General features: G+C 70.0%; 17 protein-coding genes, 1 tRNA gene and 1 riboswitch. Of the genes, 10 read left to right on the top strand and 8 right to left on the bottom strand.

Features of this window, described 5'->3' with window-relative positions; genetic code table 11:
• Positions 1–42 precede the first annotated feature (42 nt).
• From G9U51_RS16490 to G9U51_RS16475, 4 genes are all read right to left on the bottom strand, one after another.
• A complete protein-coding gene (locus G9U51_RS16490; protein ID WP_166198617.1) occupies positions 43–291 on the bottom strand; it encodes an acyl carrier protein in 249 nt (82 codons plus the stop codon).
• A gap of 87 nt (positions 292–378) precedes the next feature.
• A complete protein-coding gene (locus tag G9U51_RS16485; RefSeq protein WP_166198614.1) occupies positions 379–1,404 on the bottom strand; it encodes a beta-ketoacyl-ACP synthase III in 1,026 nt (341 codons plus the stop codon).
• A complete protein-coding gene (locus tag G9U51_RS16480; protein ID WP_166198612.1) occupies positions 1,404–2,327 on the bottom strand; it encodes an ACP S-malonyltransferase in 924 nt (307 codons plus the stop codon). Before G9U51_RS16480 ends, G9U51_RS16485 begins: the two co-directional genes overlap by 1 nt.
• 93 nt (positions 2,328–2,420) lie before the next feature.
• A complete protein-coding gene (locus tag G9U51_RS16475) occupies positions 2,421–3,566 on the bottom strand; it encodes a PucR family transcriptional regulator (protein ID WP_328823523.1) in 1,146 nt (381 codons plus the stop codon).
• A gap of 144 nt (positions 3,567–3,710) precedes the next feature.
• On the opposite strand from G9U51_RS16475, the gene G9U51_RS16470 reads away from it, so the two are divergent.
• Entirely contained in the window at positions 3,711–4,784 is a 1,074-nt protein-coding gene (locus tag G9U51_RS16470; RefSeq protein ID WP_166198608.1) for a glycerophosphodiester phosphodiesterase family protein, read from the top strand.
• 14 nt (positions 4,785–4,798) lie between these two features.
• Here the strand turns inward: G9U51_RS16470 and aceE are convergent, their stop codons facing one another.
• Positions 4,799–7,552, bottom strand: a complete 2,754-nt coding sequence (aceE, locus tag G9U51_RS16465) for a pyruvate dehydrogenase (acetyl-transferring), homodimeric type (protein WP_166198604.1) — start codon at positions 7,550–7,552, stop codon at positions 4,799–4,801.
• Positions 7,553–7,775: 223 nt separating this feature from the next.
• Between aceE and G9U51_RS16460 the strand changes: the two genes are divergently transcribed.
• Both G9U51_RS16460 and G9U51_RS16455 read left to right on the top strand, forming a co-directional pair.
• Positions 7,776–8,201 carry a DUF3052 domain-containing protein gene (locus G9U51_RS16460; RefSeq protein ID WP_166198601.1) on the top strand — a complete coding sequence of 142 codons (426 nt, stop codon included), beginning with the start codon at positions 7,776–7,778 and terminating at the stop codon, positions 8,199–8,201.
• Between the two features lie 191 nt (positions 8,202–8,392).
• Positions 8,393–8,857, top strand: a complete 465-nt coding sequence (locus G9U51_RS16455; protein ID WP_166198598.1) for a peroxiredoxin — start codon at positions 8,393–8,395, stop codon at positions 8,855–8,857.
• Here the strand turns inward: G9U51_RS16455 and G9U51_RS16450 are convergent.
• Complete coding sequence (locus G9U51_RS16450; RefSeq protein WP_166198593.1) at positions 8,854–9,138, bottom strand: DUF6457 domain-containing protein; 285 nt, start codon at positions 9,136–9,138, stop codon at positions 8,854–8,856. The two genes, G9U51_RS16455 and G9U51_RS16450, sit on opposite strands and share 4 nt — an antisense overlap.
• Positions 9,139–9,215: 77 nt before the next feature.
• On the opposite strand from G9U51_RS16450, the gene G9U51_RS16445 reads away from it, so the two are divergent.
• From G9U51_RS16445 to thiD, 7 genes are all read left to right on the top strand, one after another.
• Positions 9,216–9,288: transfer RNA gene (locus G9U51_RS16445), tRNA-Val, on the top strand.
• A 1-nt stretch (position 9,289) separates the two neighbouring features.
• Positions 9,290–10,114 (top strand): Nif3-like dinuclear metal center hexameric protein, encoded by an 825-nt coding sequence (locus G9U51_RS16440; RefSeq protein WP_166198591.1) that lies wholly within the window; start codon positions 9,290–9,292, stop codon positions 10,112–10,114.
• A 45-nt stretch (positions 10,115–10,159) separates the two neighbouring features.
• Positions 10,160–10,897 carry a zinc ribbon domain-containing protein gene (locus G9U51_RS16435; RefSeq protein ID WP_166198588.1) on the top strand — a complete coding sequence of 246 codons (738 nt, stop codon included), beginning with the start codon at positions 10,160–10,162 and terminating at the stop codon, positions 10,895–10,897.
• Positions 10,894–12,024 (top strand): bifunctional RNase H/acid phosphatase, encoded by a 1,131-nt coding sequence (locus G9U51_RS16430; RefSeq protein ID WP_166198586.1) that lies wholly within the window; start codon positions 10,894–10,896, stop codon positions 12,022–12,024. The genes G9U51_RS16435 and G9U51_RS16430 overlap by 4 nt, the downstream gene beginning before the upstream one ends.
• Before the next feature lie 19 nt (positions 12,025–12,043).
• Positions 12,044–13,225 (top strand): O-succinylhomoserine sulfhydrylase, encoded by a 1,182-nt coding sequence (locus tag G9U51_RS16425; RefSeq protein WP_328823522.1) that lies wholly within the window; start codon positions 12,044–12,046, stop codon positions 13,223–13,225.
• A gap of 89 nt (positions 13,226–13,314) precedes the next feature.
• Positions 13,315–13,425, top strand: a riboswitch (TPP riboswitch).
• Complete coding sequence (locus tag G9U51_RS16420; protein ID WP_166198584.1) at positions 13,420–14,805, top strand: purine-cytosine permease family protein; 1,386 nt, start codon at positions 13,420–13,422, stop codon at positions 14,803–14,805. It overlaps the preceding riboswitch by 6 nt.
• The gene (thiD, locus tag G9U51_RS16415; protein WP_166198581.1) at positions 14,802–15,599 is read left to right on the top strand and encodes a bifunctional hydroxymethylpyrimidine kinase/phosphomethylpyrimidine kinase; all 798 of its coding nucleotides are present in this window, start codon (positions 14,802–14,804) and stop codon (positions 15,597–15,599) included. The genes G9U51_RS16420 and thiD overlap by 4 nt, the downstream gene beginning before the upstream one ends.
• A 9-nt stretch (positions 15,600–15,608) precedes the next feature.
• On the opposite strand, the gene G9U51_RS16410 is transcribed toward thiD, so the two are convergent.
• Positions 15,609–16,655: an ArsB/NhaD family transporter gene (locus G9U51_RS16410; protein ID WP_166198579.1), complete on the bottom strand. Its 1,047-nt coding sequence runs from the start codon at positions 16,653–16,655 to the stop codon at positions 15,609–15,611.
• Positions 16,652–17,395, bottom strand: a complete 744-nt coding sequence (locus tag G9U51_RS16405) for a YaaA family protein (RefSeq protein WP_166198577.1) — start codon at positions 17,393–17,395, stop codon at positions 16,652–16,654. The genes G9U51_RS16410 and G9U51_RS16405 overlap by 4 nt, the downstream gene beginning before the upstream one ends.
• Between the last annotated feature and the right edge of the window lie 24 nt (positions 17,396–17,419).

Here is a 17,419-nt window from a genome sequence, read left to right as displayed (position 1 = left end):
GGGGCGCGGGCCCGTGCGCTGGTGACGGGCCCGCGCGGTCGGTCAGCCCTGCGCGTTCTTGATGTAGGTGACGGCGTCGCCGACGGTGTTGAGGTTCTTGACCTCGTCGTCCGGGATGCGCACGCCGAACTTCTCCTCGGCGTTCACCACGATCGTCATCATCGACAGCGAGTCGATGTCGAGGTCGTCGGTGAAGGACTTCTCCGGCTGCACCTCGGCCGGGTCGAGCCCGGTCTCCTCGTTCACGATCTCGGCAAGTCCGGCCAGGATTTCGGTGTCGCTCTGCGCCATTCGTCTTCTCCTTGTATGACGGCCCACACGGCGTGGACCTCTTCATTGGGCTGACCCGGATTGTCCCGCCGAGTCATCGGGAAACCATCAGGGCAGCACGACCACCTGGGCGGCATACGCCAATCCTGCGCCGAAGCCGATCTGCAGGGCGAGCCCACCGTGGGGTGCTTCGCCCTCACGCAGCATCCGCTCGGTGGCGAGCGGCACCGACGCCGCGGAGGTGTTGCCCTGCTCGGCGATATCGCGCGCCACCGGAATGTCGGCGGGCAGCTTGAGTTGCTTGATCATCGCGTCGATGATCCGCATATTCGCTTGGTGGGGGATGAAGGCGTCGAGGTCGTCGGCGGTGATGCCCGCGGCGTCGAGCGCTTTCTGCGCGACGGGCGCCATACCCCAGACGGCCCAGCGGAAGACCGACTGGCCCGCCATACCGATCGAGGGCCACGGCTGCTCGTTCTCGTTCGCGCCCCGCTCGCGCAATTCCACCCACGACTCGCGCTGGGCGATCGCCGCCCACTGCTCGCCGTCCGAACCCCAGACGGTCGGGCCGATCCCAGGAGTGTCGGATGGTCCGATCACGGCGGCACCGGCACCATCGGCGAAGATGAAGGCCGTCCCGCGGTCGTATTTGTCGGTGAAATCCGCCAGCTTCTCCACCCCGATCACCAGCACATAGCGCGCGCTGCCGCTGCGCACCAGGTCGTTGCCGACGCTGATGCCGTAGCAATATCCGGCGCAGGCTGCGGAGAGATCGAAGGCGGGAATCCCGTTGCGCCCCAAATGAGTTGCGATCAACGGAGCCGCTGCCGGTGTCTGGTAGGGATGGGTGATCGTCGCGACCAGCACGGCGTCGATCTGCTGCATGTCGATGCCGGCGTCCTCGACCGCAGCCCGCGCGGCCGCCTCGCCCATGCTGATCACCGTCTCGTCCGGCCCGGCGATCCGGCGGGTGACGATGCCGGACCGCTCGCGGATCCATTCGTCGGAGGAGTCGATGAACTCACAGACCTCGTCATTGGTCACCACGCGCGGCGGGCGGTAGGCGCCGACCCCCATGATCCGGGTATGCCGGGCGCCCTCCTGCGCGGTGATCGTGCCGGTGTTCTTGGGCATCACGCCTCCTGACCGTGCTCGCGCACCATCGCCTGCGCCTTGTCGAGGTCGTCGGGAGTCTTCAGCGCGAGGGTCTCCACGCCCTTCATCCCGCGCTTGGCGAGACCGACGAGCGTGCCCGCCGGAGGCAACTCGATCAACCCGGTGACGCCGAGGTCGAGCAGGGTGGCCATGGTGAGGTCCCAGCGCACCGGGTTGCTCACCTGGTTGACCAGGCGGGCGAGCACCTCGTCGCCGGAGCGGACCGAGGCGCCGTCCTTGTTGCTCAGCACGGTCGCCCGCGGCGCATGAGTGGTCATCGTGTCCGCGAGGGTGGCGAGGGCGTCGACCGCCGGTGCCATGTGCTCGGTGTGGAAGGCCCCGGCGACCGCGAGCGGGATCACCCGCGCCTTGGCGGGCGGGTCGGCAGCCAGCGCCTCGAGCTGGTCCAGCGTGCCGGCGGCGACGATCTGACCCGCGCCATTGCGGTTGGCGGCGGTGAGCCCGTGGCGTTCGATGGCGGCGACGACCTCATCCTCCGCTCCGCCGACGACCGCGGACATGCCGGTGGGGCGCGCGGCGCTTGCGGCCGCCATACCGCGTCCGCGCTCGCGCACGAAGACCATCGCGTCGCGGTCGGAGATGACCCCGGCCGCGGCCGCCGCGGTGATCTCACCGACCGAGTGCCCGGCGGTGATCGCCCGGTCCAGCCCACCCGGCAGGACGGCCGGCAAGGTGGCGAGGCCGGCGGCGACGATGAGCGGCTGGGCGACCGCGGTGTCCTTGATGGTGTCGGCGTCCGAGGTCGTGCCGTGGGCGACCAGGTCGAGTTCGGCGGCAGCGCCGAGCGTCTCCAGCCGACCGCGCACACCCGGCACCTCCAGCCAGGGGGTGAGGAATCCGGGGGTCTGAGAGCCCTGTCCCGGGCACACGATCGCTAGCACGCTTCCTACTCTGTCCGCCCGGCGCGCCGGATGCCCCGCCGAACCGCACGAACCTTCGCCGCCCCGATTTGGAGGAATCCTCCAATGGCGGGATCAGCGGCGGTCGGGCAGGGCGGCATAGGCCGACGCGAGCTGCACGCAGAACGCGTCGCGCGCGTCGGTCAGGTCGAAGCCGCTGTCGTCGGCGAACTTCGCCAGCCGGTAGCGCACCGTATTGGGGTGCACGAAGAGCGTGCGCGCGGTCGCCTCGATGCTGCGCGTGCGCAGGTATGCCGCCATCGTCTCCTCCGCGCCCGCCCGCGCCTCGAGCGCGCGGTGGACGCGTTCCAGCAACTGATGGCGCGCCCGGTGGTCCCCGGCCAGCGCGCGCTCGGCGAGCAGTTCGTCGGCCAAGCACGGCCGCGGCGCCTCGGCCCACGCCGGCGCCGCGCCGAGCCCGGACAATGCTGCCCGCGCGCTGCGGCCGGCGGCGAACAGATGCGGCACCCGCGGTCCGACCACGATCGGTCCGTCGCCGAAGAGATGAGCGAGCGCCCCGACGGTGCGCAGCGGCTCATCGACCGAGCCCAGAATCGCGATCAGCCGTCGGCCCTGCACGGCCGTCAGAGCTTCGACGCCTTCGCGAATTGCGCTGCGCCGCAAGGCATCCACCGCTTCGGTGCCCGAGCCCGGGGGAGCAGCGCCGGCCACCACGACGATGTCGTGCACCTCGCCCCAGCCGAGCGCCGAGACCCGCGACTCAAGCGCCTCGTCGGCCTCGGCGCGCAGCACGGCGTCGACCACGAGCGACTCCAGCCGGGCATCCCACGCGCCCCGGATCTCGGCCGCCTGGGCGTAGACATGCGCGGAGGCGAAGGCGACCTCGCGCGAGTAGGTGAGCACCGCCTCGCGCAGCGTGTGCTCGCTACCCGGCGCGGCGATGCGGGGCACTGCCTGCTCCACCACGTCGACCACGCTGCGGATCAGGTCCAGGGTCTGGTTCAGCGTGATCGAGCGGGTGAGCTCGCGCGGCGCCGAGCCGAAGACATCGGCGGCGATCGGCGGGATCGTCTCGGGGTCGGCGTGCCACGCGATGAAGGCCGCGATGCCGGCGTGCGCGACCATGCCGACCCAGGAGCGGTCCTCGGCCGACAGCGCGCGATACCAATCGTGCGCCTCCTCCATCCGGGCGACGGCGGCCGTCGACAGCTCGCCCGCGGCTTGCTCCAGCCGGGCGTGGGTGTCGTCGACAACGGTCACCGGGCCAGCCTATTTGTAGACACCTCACACACGCACGCGCCGGTCACCGCCCCGCCACCTGTTGCTCACCTCGAGGTCGCGCCGCCGCCAGCCTGGTGCGGTTGTCTCGGGGCTCGACCCGCCCGCCGAGCCACGGGACGACGTATGACGACGAGCCTCACCTCCGCGTCTCCGCCTCCGTCCGCAGCGCCCCGACGGTTGCCGCGCATCGTCGGGCACCGCGGCGCCTGCGGCTACCGGCCCGAACTCACCCTCGCCTCCTTCGAGCTCGCCGCCCGCCTCGGCGCGGATTCGGTGGAGACCGACTTGGTCGCCACCAAGGACCACCGACTGGTCTGCCGCCACGACAACGAGTTGTCCGCCACCACCGATATCGCGGGCCGCCCGGAGTTCGCCGACCGGTTCGCGCGCAGGGTCGTCGACGGCCGGCCGCTGGAGGGCTGGTTCACCGAGGACTTCACCCTCGCCGAGCTGCAGACCCTGCGGGCCCGGGAGCGCCATCAGGGGGTGCGCCGCTCCAACACGATCTACGACGGGCGGTTCGTGGTGCCGACGCTGGAGGAATTGCTCGACCTGCGTGCGGCGCAATCGAGGGCGCGCGGGCGGACCCTGGGGGTGCACCTGGAGCTGAAGCATTCGGCATACTTCACCGCCCTCGGGCTGGGGCTGGAGTCGCCGGTCGCCGACGCACTCCAGCAGGCCGGCCTGGACAGCCCGGACGCGCCGGTGACCGTGCAGTCCTTCGAGATCGGTTCGCTCATGCGGGCGCGCGACGATCTCGGGCTGTCGGTGCCGATGGTCTTCCTCACCGAGGACGGCATCCCGCCCGATCTGGTCGGCACAGCGCACGAGCGGACGTATGCCGACCTGCTCACCCCCGCCGGCCTGCGGCTCGTCGGCGCGTGGGCGACGGGCATCGGCCCGGCGAAGGAGCAGGTGATCCCGCGCCGGGCCGACGGTTCACTCGCCGGCCCGACCCGGGTCACCCGCGACGCGCATGACGCCGGCTTGACCGTGTCGGTGTGGACCTTCGCCGCCGAAAACGCTTGGCTCCCAACGGATTTGCGCAAAGGTGAGCACCTGGCTGACTACGGCAACGTGCTCGGGGAGATGACGACCTATCTGCAGGCCGGCATCGACGAACTCATCACCGACCACCCCGACATCGCGCTGCTGGCCCGCGCCGACGTCTTCACGCCCGCCGCCGCCCGCGCCTAGCGCTCACCGGCTTCTCAGGACTCGCCGCCCTCCTGGCCGGAGGTCCCGGCGGTGACGTCGAGCAGTTTGTAGCGGGTCACCGCGTCCTTGGCCGCCTGCGCGTCGAACTCGCCCCGCTTGGCCAGCAGCTGCAAGGCCTGCACCGCCATCGACGGGCCGTCGATGTGGAAGTAGCGGCGCGCGGCCGGCCGGGTGTCGCTGAAGCCGAACCCGTCGGCGCCGAGCGAGCGGAAGTCCTGCGGCACCCACTGGCGGATCTGGTCGTGCACCAGGCGCATCCAGTCCGAGGTCGCGACGACCGGGCCGGGCGCGTCCTGCAGCACCTGGGTGATGTAGGGCACCCGCGGCTCCTCCTCGGGGTGCAGGAAGTTGTGCTCGTCGCACGCCGAGGCGTCGCGGCGCAACTCGCTCCAGGAGGTCACCGACCACACGTCGGCGATCACGCCATAGTCGTTCTTGAGCAGCTCCTGCGCCTCCAGCGCCCACGGCACCCCGACACCCGAGGCGAGCAATTGCACCCGCGGCGCACCCTCCGGGCCCTCGCCCGCGGACAGCTTGTAGATGCCCTTGAGGATGCCCTCGACGTCGACATTCTCCGGCTGCGCCGGCTGCTGCATCGGCTCGTTGTAGAGGGTGATGTAGTAGAAGATGTTCTCCGGGTTGTCCCCGTACATCCGGCGCAGGCCGTCCTTGACGATATGGCCGAGCTCGTAGGCGTAGGCCGGATCGTAAGCAACGACAGCGGGATTCGTCGCCGCGAGCAGGTGACTATGACCGTCCGCGTGCTGCAAACCCTCACCGGTCAGCGTGGTGCGCCCGGCCGTGGCGCCGAGCAGGAAGCCGCGGGCCATCTGGTCGGCGGCCGCCCAGATCGCATCACCGGTGCGCTGGAAACCGAACATCGAATAGAAGATGTAAATCGGCACCATCGGTTCGCCGTGCGTGCTGTATGCCGTGCCCGCCGCCGTGAACGCCGCGAGTGAGCCAGCCTCGTTGATGCCGATGTGCTCGATCTGACCGGACGGCGACTCCTTGTAGGCGAGCATCAGCTCGTGGTCCACCGAGGTGTAGTGCTGCCCGTGCGGGTTGTAGATCTTGCCGGTCGGGAACATCGAGTCCATGCCGAAGGTGCGCGCCTCGTCCGGGATGATCGGCACGACCCGCTGAGCAAAGTCCTTGTCCCGCATCAGGTCCTTGAGCAGCCGGACGAAAGCCATCGTGGTGGCGACCGCCTGCTTGCCCGAGCCCTTGCGGGTCCCGGCATACGCGTTGTCGTCCGGCAGCTTGATCGCGGTGCCCTCGCTGCGCCGGGACGGCACGCCACCGCCGAGGCTCTTGCGACGCTCGCGCAGATACTGGATCGCCTCGTTGTCCTCGCCCGGGTGGTAGTAGGGCGGCAGGTAGGGGTTCTCCTCCAGCACCTCGTCGCTGATCGGGATGTTGAGGCTGTCGCGGAAGGTCTTCAGATCCTCCAGCGTCATCTTCTTCATCTGGTGGGTCGCGTTGCGCCCGGCGAAATGCGTGCCGAGGCTGTAGCCCTTGATGGTGTGCGCCAGGATCACCGTCGGCTGGCCGTGGTGCTCCAGCGCAGCCTTATAGGCGGCATACACCTTGCGGTAGTCGTGCCCGCCCCGCTTGAGCTTCCACCAGATCTCTTCGTCCGACCAGTCCGCGACCATCGACTTGGTGCGCGGGTCGCGGCCGAAGAAGTTGTCGCGCACGTAGGCGCCGTCGTTGGCGCGGAAGGTCTGGTAGTCGCCGTCGCGGGTGGTGTTCATCAGGTTGACCAGGGCGCCGTCGCGGTCGGCGGCGAGCAGCGGGTCCCAGCCACGGCCCCAGATGCATTTGATGACATTCCAGCCGGCGCCGCGGAAGAAGCTCTCGAGCTCCTGGATGATCTTGCCGTTGCCGCGCACCGGCCCGTCGAGCCGCTGCAGGTTGCAGTTGATGACGAAGGTGAGGTTGTCGAGTTCCTCGTTGGCGGCGTACTGCAGCATGCCGCGCGACTCCGGCTCGTCCATCTCACCGTCGCCGAGGAAGGCCCACACGTGCTGGTCGCTGGTGTCCTTGATGCCGCGGCCGGTGAGATAGCGGTTGAACTGCGCCTGCCAGATCGCGTTCGCCGGGCCCAGGCCCATCGACACGGTCGGGAACTGCCAGAAGTCGGGCATATTGCGCGGGTGCGGGTATGACGGCAGCCCGACCGCCTTGCCGTCCACGATGTGGCTGTGCTCCTGCCGGAAGCCGTCCAGCTGCTGCTCGCTGAGGCGGCCCTCGAGGAAGGCGCGGGCGTAGACGCCGGGGGAGGCGTGGCCCTGCAGGAAGACCTGGTCACCGCCGCCGGGGTGGTCCTGGCCGCGGAAGAAGTGGTTGAAGCCCACCTCATACAGCGTCGCCACCGAGGCATAGGTCGAGATGTGGCCGCCGACGCCGATGCCCGGACGCTGGGCGCGGTGCACGGTCATCGCGGCATTCCACCGGATCCACGCCCGGTAGGTGCGCTCCACCTCTTCGTCGCCCGGGAACCACGGTTCCTGCTCCGGCGGAATGGTGTTGATGTAGTCGGTCGCGACCAGCGACGGCACGCCGATCTGGCGCTCGCGAGCACGCTCCAGCAGCTTCAGCATGACGTACCGCGCGCGCGTCTGCCCGCCCTCGTCGATGACCCCGTCGAGGGAGTCGATCCACTCCTGGGTCTCCTCCGGATCGATGTCCGGCAGTTGGCTCGGGATCCCGTTGAGCAGGGGTCCGGCTTCCTCACGTGGCACGTTGGCTCCTTCGCGTGCAGGTCAGGGGATGTCTTCCCCATCATTCACCTACGCGCCCCATGGTCGTGCCACTGGCCGGGTTACTTGGCAGTACCAGCAGATATATGCGGGAGCCGCCCGACAGGCGGCTTCCGGTTGCAAAGCCAGACGTTTCCTAGTGCACTTGCACCCGACATCGAAGGCGCCGTCCCATCCAGGGCCGGACACGATTGAGGAAAGGCGCATGGACAACGAAGCTGGACCCGGGGGCACCGCCGCCGCGCGGTTGGGGTTCGAGGACGGTCAGGTCGTCATGGAACTCGGGTGGGACGACGACACCGACCAAGAACTGCGTGATCAGATCGAAGAGGTCATCGGCTCGGCCATCGAGGACGAGACCTACGACGGAGTCGCCGACGCCGTGCTGCTGTGGTGGCGCGACGGCGACGGCGACCTCATCGACGACTGCGTGGACGCCCTGACGACCTTGGCCGACAAGGGATTCGTGCTGTTGCTGGTGCCCAAGGCCGGAGACCCTGACCATGTCGAGGCGGCCGACATCCAAGAAGCCGCACAGACCGCCGGGCTCAAGGTGAGCTCGACCACCAAGGCCGGCGAAAACTGGCTCGCCACCAAGCTGGTGCAGGGTGGACAGTCGAAACAGCGATGATGCGCACCTCGTTCCTCGGTGGCGCATCACCACTGTGTCGCCTGATGTTTTCTGGCCGTCCTTCGGCCGGACCGCCGAAGCAACGCTGATGCGGAGCCTCGTTCCTCGGCATCGCACCAGCGTTGCTTCCGATGTTATTTGGCCGTCCTTCGGCCGGACCGTCCATGCAGCGATGACCGAGAGGTAGACAAATGAGCGGACCACTTGAGGTGGGTGCGCAGGCGCCCGATTTCACCCTCACCGACCAGGACGGCAACGAGGTCACCCTCTCGGCCGCCTACGCCGACAAGGCGGTCCTGCTCGTCTTCTTCCCCTTCGCGTTCTCCGGCATCTGCACCGGCGAGCTGTGCTCGATCCGCGACGACCTCGGCCGGTTCGTGACCGACAAGGTCCAGGTCATGGGCATCTCGTGCGACCCGAAGTTCACCCTCAAGGCCTGGGCCGACGACCAGGGCTATGAGTTCCCGCTGCTGTCGGACTTCTGGCCGCACGGCACGGTGTCGACCTCCTTCGGCGTGTTCTTCGAGGACGCCGGTATGCCGGTGCGCGGCACCTTCCTCATCGACACCTCCGGCAAGGTCGTCTGGACCCAGGTCAACGGCCCGGGCGATGCGCGCGATTTCGCCGGCTATGACGAGGCCGTCGCGGCGCTCTAGCTTTCGGAGGTCCGCTGGCGCTCGCCGGTCGGGATGCGGCCGGCGAGCTGCTTGCGGTCCTCGGCGGTGACGTCCTCGCCGCGGCCGAGGCGCTGCCCGATCGCCAGGCCGAGGATGTACGAACTCACCGGCGCGAGCGGCCGATCCACTTGGTGGGCAACGACTTTGGTGAGCCCATGGATCAGCCGCACGTCGACCTGGTCGACCGGCATATCGAGCGCGGCGCACGCCTGCTCGACCCACGCCTGCCACTGCTGTTGCACGTCTGCGGTTTCGCTCATGGTCCGACCGTAGAAGCATCGGTGCAGCGGGCGGCATCCGCGCCTGCCACAATGTGCGGTCGGGCGTGCTGCCCGAGGGGCCTGTAGCTCAGTTGGTAGAGCACCGCGTTTACACCGCGGTTGTCGTCGGTTCGAGGCCGGCCGGGCCCACATGACGACGCCGACGCTTGCCCAGGTGATCGCGGTGCTGGAGCAGCACCATCCCTCCGGTGACGCCGCCGAATGGGACCGGGTCGGGCTGGTCACCGGCGACCCCGAGCAGTCGATCTTCCGCATCGCGTATGCCGTCGACCCCACCCTCGCGGTCATCGACGAGGCGCGCGCGGCCGGCACCGACCTGCTCGTCACCCACCACCCGCTGCTGCTGCGCGGCGTCAACTCGGTCGCCACCACCTCGGCCAAGGGCGCGGCGATCACCTCGCTGGTCGTGGCGGACATCGCGCTCTACTGCGCGCACACCAACGCCGACCTGGCCCGCCCGGGCGTCAACGATGCGCTCGCCGCGGCGGCGGGCCTGCCCGAGGACGCCGACGCGCTCTGCGAGGACGGTCTCGGCCGGGTCGGAGACTTGCCGGAACCATTGTCGCTCAAGGACTTTGCCTCCCGTATGGCGTCCGCCCTGCCGGCCGCTCCGGCCGGGATCCGGGTGAGCGGCGACCCCGCAGCGCAGGTGCAACGCATCGCGGTGCTCGGCGGCGCCGGCGACGACCGGTTCGAGGAGGTGCGTGCTGCCGGCGCCGACGTCTATGTCACCGCCGATCTGCGTCACCACCCGGCCCTGGAGGCCCGCGAAGAGGCGAGGGGCGGGACGCCATACCTGATCGACGCAGGACACTGGGCGACCGAATCGTTGTGGCTGCAGGGTGCGGCCGACCGGTTGCGCGAAGCGCTCGCCGAGCAGGGCTATAGCGTGGAGATCCGCATCAGCACGCTGCGGACCGACCCGTGGGATTTCCTCGTCCAGGGTCAGCAGTAGGCGGCGCGCCGCAAAAAAGTGAAGACGGGCGATGGGAGCCATGGAATGAAGGCCGATCCGAGCAAGCAGCTGCGCCTGCTCGACCTGCAGGCGCTGGACACCAAACTCGCGCAGGTCGCGCACAAGCGGCGCACGCTGCCGGTGCTGGCGCAGCTTGAGGCGGCCACCGCCCGCCAGACCACGCTGGAGGAAGACGTCGTGCTCGCCCGCACGGCCGTCGCCGATGTCGAGCGCGAGATCACCAAGGCCGAGGCCGACGTGCAGCAGGTGCGCGATCGTGAGGACCGCGACCGGGCCCGCCTGGACGCGGGCACCGGCACCGCCAAGGAGTTGCAGAGCCTGCAGCACGAGCTGGAGACCCTCCAGCGGCGGCAGTCGGAGCTGGAGGACATCGAGCTGGAGGTCATGGAGCGGGCCGAGTCGCTGCGCTCCGACCTGGCCGCACGCGAGAAGGCCGCCACCGCCGCGGCGGCCAAGGTCGAGCAACTCACCACCGACCGCGACACCCAGCTGGCCGAACTCGACACCGAGCAGCAGCGGGTCTCGGCGGAACGCAACCAGGTGGCACCGGGGCTCGGGCAGGAATTGCTGGCGTTCTACGAGAAGCTGCGCGAGCAACTCGGCACCGCCGCCGCCGCGCTGCAGGCGCGCCGCTGCGGTGGCTGCGGCCTCGAACTCGACGCCGCCGAACTCGCCCGGGTGAAGGCCGCGCCAGAGGACGAGGTGCTGCGGCACGAGGAGTGCCGCCGGATCATCGTGCGCACCCCCGAGTCGGGCCTGTGAGCCTGGTCGTCGAGGCCGACGGGGGTTCGCGCGGTAATCCCGGCGTCGGCGGGTATGGCGCCCTGGTGCGCGACGCCGACGGTGCGGTGCTCGCCGAGCGCGCCGAACCGCTGGGCAAGGTCAGCAACAATGTCGCCGAATATTCCGGGTTGATCGCCGGACTCGAAGCCGCCGCCGAGATCGACCCGGCCGCCGATCTCGAGGTGCGGATGGACTCCAAGCTGGTCATCGAGCAGATGGCCGGCCGCTGGAAGATCAAGCACGAGGACATGAAGCGGCTCGCGCTGACCGCCCAGCAGCTGGTGCAGGCCCGCCGGGCCGCTGGTGGATCGATCCGCTGGACCTGGGTGCCGCGTGCGCAGAACAAGGCCGCCGACAAGCTGTCCAATGACGGCATGGACGGCCGAACGGTGCGCACCGACGCCTGGCGCGCATCTGCTGCCGCGGCCCCGCAGGAGGGGGCCACCCAGGGTGAGCCGGACCTGGATGCCCCCACCGCACCGATCCGGGTGGTGCTGGTGCGCCACGGTGTCACCGATTTCACCGAGCAGGGCAAGCTGGACGGCCGCGGTGGCGCCAATCCCGATCTCAACGAAACCGGGTGCGCGCAAGCAGAAGCCGCCGCGGTCGGCATACGGGCTCATCTGCCCGAGGGTGCCGCGCGGATCTTCGTCTCCCCGCTCGCGCGCACCCGCAGCACGGCCGCGCCGATCGCCCGCGAGCTGGGGCTCACGCCGACGTACCTGCCGGACCTGGAGGAGCAGAGCTTCGGGGTCTGGGACGGCCAGTCGGTCAAGGAGATCCACCAGCGAGAACCGTTGAAACTGCAGCGTTTTCGCACCGAGCCGGACTTTCGGGTCGAGGGGGCGGAGACGCACCGGGAGCTGACCGAACGGGTGCTGTCGGCATACCGCCAGATCATTGGCTCGGCCGGGCCCGGTGAGGCGGTCGTGATCGTCAGCCACCGCAAACCGATCCTGGCCATCCTCGCCGACCTGCTCGGCCTGTCGATGGAGCGGATCTGGACGCTCGCCGGCGAGCCGGCCTCGCTGACCGTGCTGACCGTCTGGCCGGGGCGGCACAGCCACATCTCACATCTCAACGACACCCATCATCTGCGGGGCTGACGTGGCAGGCTCGGATGCCGTGAACGACCTGTCACCGGACACCCTCGCCGTGCGGGCGGGCCTGGCGCGCAGCGGTTTCGAGGAGACCGCCGAGGCGCTCTACCTGACCTCCGGCTTCGTCTATGCGACCGCCGAAGAGGCCGAGGCCGCCTTCAAGGGCGATGTGGACCGCTATGTCTACAGCCGTTACGGCAACCCCACGGTCGCGGTCTTCGAGGAACGCCTGCGCGCGCTCGAGGGAGCCGAAGCCTGTATGGCGACCGGCAGCGGGATGGGCGCGGTGTTCACCGCGCTCGCCGCCCTGCTGGGCAACGGCGACCGGGTGGTGGCCGCGCGCGGGCTCTTCGGCTCGTGCTTCGTCATCCTCGATGAGATCCTCCCGCGCTGGGGCGTCGAGACGGTCTTCGTCGACGGCCCGGACCTGGACCAGTGGCGGCAGGCGTTGTCCCAGCCGACCACCGCGGTCTTCTTCGAGACGCCGAGCAACCCGATGCAGGAGCTGGTGGACATCGCGGCGGTCTGCGAGCTGGCGCATGCCGCCGGCGCCCAGGTGGTGGTCGACAATGTCTTCGGCACCCCGGTCTTCTCGCGGCCGCTCGACCTCGGCGCCGACATCGTCGTCTACTCGGCGACCAAGCACATCGACGGCCAGGGCCGGGTGCTCGGCGGTGCGATCCTCGGGCCGGCGGACTACATCGACGGCCCGGTGCAGAACCTCATCCGGCATACCGGCCCCTCGATGTCGCCCTTCAACGCCTGGGTGCTCGTCAAGGGGCTGGAGACGATGCGGCTGCGCGTGGAGCAGCAGGCCCGGTCGGCGCTCGTCGTCGCCGAGGCGCTGCAGGCCCATCCGGCGGTGCGGACGGTCTGGTATCCCTTCCTTGCCTCCCACCCGCAGTACGACCTCGCCCGGCGCCAGATGTCCGGCGGCGGCACGGTGGTGACCTTCGAACTCGACGGCGGCAAGGCCGAGGCCTTCGCGCTGATGAACGCCCTGCAGTTGGTGGACATCTCCAACAACCTCGGTGACTCCAAATCGCTCATCACGCACCCGGCCACGACCACGCACCGGCGGATGGGTGAGGAGGCCCGGCTGGCCATCGGCATCACCGACGGCGTGCTGCGCATCTCGGTCGGCCTGGAGGACGCCGAGGACCTGGTGGCGGACATCACTCGCGCGCTGGGCCAGCGGCTGCGTTAGCTTCCCGGCCAGTCGCTGCGCTCCTACCAGGAACCTGCCACAGCCCCACCTCGTCGATCACGCCGAACGGCACTGTTAGCCTGTCGGACACACAACACCGCGGGAGCTCGGATCGGACCGGGCTGAGAGGGCAGGTGCCACTGCCGACCGCTTGAACCTGACCGGGTAATGCCGGCGTAGGAAGGAAGGCTGCAATGACTGCCGTCGTGGAACAGCACGAAGCTCCGACCACCTTGCGGGAGAAGGCTCCTCGCACCCTCGGCTTCTTCGACCAGATGGGCATGTGGGGCAACCTGGGCATCAGCCTGCTCGGCTTCACCGGCGCGATCACCGTCTGGCAGCCGACCGAGGACCCCAAGCGCGCGCTCAGCCTGGGCGCCGCGCTGCTCGCCACCGTCGTCGGCACCCTCATCGGGACGGCGGCCGTGGCCCTCGCCGGCGTGCCGGGCGCGCGCACCGGGCAGCCGGCGATGGTGCTGCTGCGCGGCCTCTTCGGCACCCGGCTGTCGTGGCTGCCGAGTGTGCTCAACATCTTCCAGCTCATCGGGTGGGGCGTCTTCGAGCTGGTGACGATCGCGGCCGCGATGCACCAGATGTGGCCGTCGGTGCCGACCGCGCTGGTCGTGATCATCGCCGGAGTCGTGTCGACGCTGCTCGCGCTCTACCCCCTGCGGTGGATCAAGGTGCTGCGGCGGTATGTGACCATCCTCGTGGTGATCACCTTGGCCTACTTGGGGATTCGCCTCGGCACGCACCTGCCGTCGGTGCCCGGCGGTGGCTGGGACGGCTTCTCCATCGCCGTCGACTATACGATCGCGGTGTCGGTCTCATGGGTGCCGGTCGTGGCCGATTACGCCCGCCACTCGCGCAGCCCCCGGGCCGGCTTCTGGGGCACCTTCATCGGGTATGCCGTGACGCAGATCGCCTGCTACACCGTGGGTCTGCTGGCGCTCGTGACGATGGGCGGCGACACCGGCAAGGTGTTCGCGGCCTTCCTCGCGGTGCCGCTCGGCACGGTGTGCTTCTTCGTGCTGACCGCGCGCGAGACCGACCAGTCCTTCGTCAACGTGTACTCCACCACCGTGTCGGCGCAGAACCTGCGCCCCGGCTGGGATCGCCGCCCGATGGCCGTCGTCATCGGCCTGGTGGTGACCCTGCTGGCGCTCGCGGTGAATATCGACAACTACGCCTCCTTCCTCAGCCTGATCGGCTCGGTGTTCGTGCCGCTGACCGCGGTGCTGCTGGTCGACTACTTCATCTTCGGCGGCAAGCAGCGCTGGGACCTCGGCGAGGACGCTCCCTCGCGGCCGTGGATGCTGCTGCCGTGGCTCGTGGGCATCGCGGCATACCAGCTGGTCTACCCGGGCGAGGTCGCCGGCTGGGCGACCTTCTGGACCAACGCGGCCGGGTGGCTGCACATCCCGCAGAACCAGTGGATGAGCGCCTCGGTGATCTCCTTCGTCATCGCCGGGCTGGTGACGATGCTGGTGGAGGTCGTCGGCGGCCGCCGGGTCGAGCCGGCCGGCGAGGTACGCCCGGAGGCAGCCGGCGAGCCGGTCGAGGCGGGCCGGCCATCGTGAAGCCGCCGGTCGCGCTGACCATCGCCGGCACCGACCCGAGCGGTGGAGCGGGCACGAGTGCCGACCTGAAGACCTTCGGCGCGCTGGGTGCCTTCGGCACGAGCGTGATCACCGCGGTGGTCGCGCAGAACACCCAGGGCGTGGCGGGCTTCGAGCAGCTGGCGCCCGATTTTGTCCGGCTGCAGCTGGAGAATCTGCTCGCCGACGTGCGGGTCGACGCGCTGAAGATCGGGATGCTCGGTGACGCGGCGACGATCCGGGTGGTGGCTGAGGTGTTGCGCGGGCGGCCGGCTCGCTATGTCGTGCTCGACCCGGTGATGGTCGCCAAGAGCGGCCACCGGTTGCTCGCCCCGGAAGCCGTCGCGGCCCTGCGCGACGAGCTGCTGCCGCTGGTCGATCTCGTCACGCCCAACCTGCCGGAGGCGGCAGATCTGTTGGGGCAGAAGGAAGTTGACGACGAAGCCGGTATGGCGGCGCAGCTCGCCTCGCTCGCCCACCTCGCCCCTGGCGTGCTGCTCAAGGGCGGCCACGCCGACGGTGAGGAGTCGGTGGACCTGCTGGCGATCGACGGCGCGACCCATCGCCTCACCGCACCGCGGGTGACGACGAAGAACACCCACGGCACCGGGTGCACGCTGTCGGCGGCCATCGCCGCGTTGCGACCGCAGCGCGCCGACTGGGTGGCCGCCGTCACCGACGCCAAGGCCTATCTCAGCGAGGCGCTGCGCCGCGCCGACGAGCTGGAGATCGGCCACGGTCACGGCCCGGTGCACCACTACCACGCGTGGTGGTGAGCCGATCGGTCAGCCCAGGGTCAGCGGCACGGCGAGGAGAAGCAGCACGGCCAGCCCGGCACTGAGCCCGGCATACCGCAGGGGGGAGAAGGGCACGCCCGCGCGACGGCAACGGCCCAGCCACAGCAGCGTGGCGAGCGAACCCCACGGCGTCACGATCGAGCCGGCGTTGACGCCGACCAGGACGCTCGCGAGGGCGTGGGTCGAGGCGGCGGGTTCGAGCGCGAGATAGGCCGGGAGATTGTTGATCACGTTGGCGCACAACGCGGATACCGCTGCGGTGCGCCACTCGTCGCCCGAGCCGAGCATCGCGCGGGCCAGGCCGGTCAGGCCATGCGGACCGAGGTAGTCGACGACGATGAACAGGGCCGCGGCACCGAGCACCATCTGCCAGGGCACCTCGATGCGCCGCAACAGGCGCCGGTCGCGCGCCCAGACCACGGCGATCAGGATGACCGCCGCGACCGTGGCCGGGATGGCCGGGGTGATGCCGGCGACGAAGCACGGCGCCAGCGCGGCGCACACCACGGCCGCGACGACGAGCAGGGTCCGGTCGCGGATCACCGGCCGCGGGCCGTGCTCGTAGCGCCGGCGCACATCTCGATGGTGCAGTGCCGCGAGATAGCCGACGGTGATCCCGATGCACGCCAACGCCGGCAGCCACATCCGTTCCAGATAGACCGAGGTCGACGAAAATCGGTGCAGCGCAAGCAGATTCGTCAGATTGGAGACGGGCAGGAGTAGTGACCCGGTGTTGGCCAGCCACACGGTCGTCAGGGCGAAAAGCCGTGGGGGCAGGCCGGCCTGGGCCGCGACCGACAGCACGATCGGCGTCAGCAGCACCGCGGTGGTGTCCAGGCTGAGCACGACCGTGCAGCCGATAGAGAGTGCGACGATGAGCGCCCACAACACCCCGGCCCGGCCACGGGCGGCCCGAGCAGCCCAGTGTGCCGCCACATCGAAAACGCCTGCCAGCTGGGCGATTTCGGCGACCACCGTGATCGCGACGAGGAAGAGGAGCACCGACCCTTCCCGGGCCAGCGTCACCTCGGTCATCGCACGCTCGCGTCGAGCACCCAGGCGCGGCCGGGGCGCGCGGGCGGGGTGAGGGCGGTCTCGAAGCCCTCGAGTGCCTCGGGCAGTTCACGCACGCGCCGCACCGTGCCGTCAAGCTCCAGCAGGGCGCGTGCCACCAGACCGCGGGTGTGCTTGGCCATGTGCGTCGCCCCGGGCACCCGCACCTGCACCCAGCGGTCGGCGAGATCGGCTGGGGGCTGCCACGCGGCGGCATACGTCGAGGACCGGCAGTCCAGGATCGGTCCGGCGGAGGCGGCCGCGCGCATCGGCGCGGCCAGCGGGTCGCGCCAGAAGGACGCGAGCGGCCCGAGGGGCGGCAGGTGGGTGCCCATCGACAGCCGGTATGCCGGGACGCGGTCGCCCGGACGCAGCGCGCCGAACAACGCCGACTGGACGACGACCTGTCGCCGGGCGCGCCGCAACGCGGTGCCGTGCAGGGTGGTGAGGCCGAGCGCGTCATACAGCACACCGTCGTAGACCCGCTCCGCGGGAGCGGCCGGCGCCGCACGCAGCCGCAGGTTCGCACGGACCTGGTCGATGACTCCCGGGCTCACGCCGAGCACCTCGCAGGCGTCGTCTCGGGCGCTCACCGCGGTCAGCGCGTCGATCACCGCGGAGCGGGCGTTGGTGAGTTCGGGGGAGGAGAGGCGGGCAAGGTCGAGCGGACGGCCCCGCGTCGCAGCGCATTTCGTCTCCGACGGCGGAAGCAGGATGAGCACGCCGAGAGGATAGTCACGTGGTCG

Source organism: Metallococcus carri, assembly GCF_011440275.1.
Taxonomy (GTDB): domain Bacteria; phylum Actinomycetota; class Actinomycetes; order Actinomycetales; family Dermatophilaceae; genus Metallococcus; species Metallococcus carri.
Note: the sequence above shows the minus strand (reverse complement) of the source record. Positions and strands in the feature narration are given on the sequence as shown.

Bases quoted from the DNA above. Each gene is read 5' to 3' on its own strand.
- G9U51_RS16485 (WP_166198614.1), bottom strand. From the start codon at position 1,404: ATGCCCAAGAACACCGGCACGATCACCGCGCAGGAGGGCGCCCGGCAT.
- G9U51_RS16490 (WP_166198617.1), bottom strand. From the start codon at position 291: ATGGCGCAGAGCGACACCGAAATCCTGGCCGGACTTGCCGAGATCGTG.
- G9U51_RS16435 (WP_166198588.1), top strand. From the start codon at position 10,160: ATGAAGGCCGATCCGAGCAAGCAGCTGCGCCTGCTCGACCTGCAGGCG.
- G9U51_RS16455 (WP_166198598.1), top strand. From the start codon at position 8,393: ATGAGCGGACCACTTGAGGTGGGTGCGCAGGCGCCCGATTTCACCCTC.
- G9U51_RS16410 (WP_166198579.1), bottom strand. From the start codon at position 16,655: ATGACCGAGGTGACGCTGGCCCGGGAAGGGTCGGTGCTCCTCTTCCTC.
- G9U51_RS16420 (WP_166198584.1), top strand. From the start codon at position 13,420: ATGACTGCCGTCGTGGAACAGCACGAAGCTCCGACCACCTTGCGGGAG.
- G9U51_RS16470 (WP_166198608.1), top strand. From the start codon at position 3,711: ATGACGACGAGCCTCACCTCCGCGTCTCCGCCTCCGTCCGCAGCGCCC.
- G9U51_RS16450 (WP_166198593.1), bottom strand. From the start codon at position 9,138: ATGAGCGAAACCGCAGACGTGCAACAGCAGTGGCAGGCGTGGGTCGAG.
- G9U51_RS16460 (WP_166198601.1), top strand. From the start codon at position 7,776: ATGGACAACGAAGCTGGACCCGGGGGCACCGCCGCCGCGCGGTTGGGG.
- G9U51_RS16440 (WP_166198591.1), top strand. From the start codon at position 9,290: ATGACGACGCCGACGCTTGCCCAGGTGATCGCGGTGCTGGAGCAGCAC.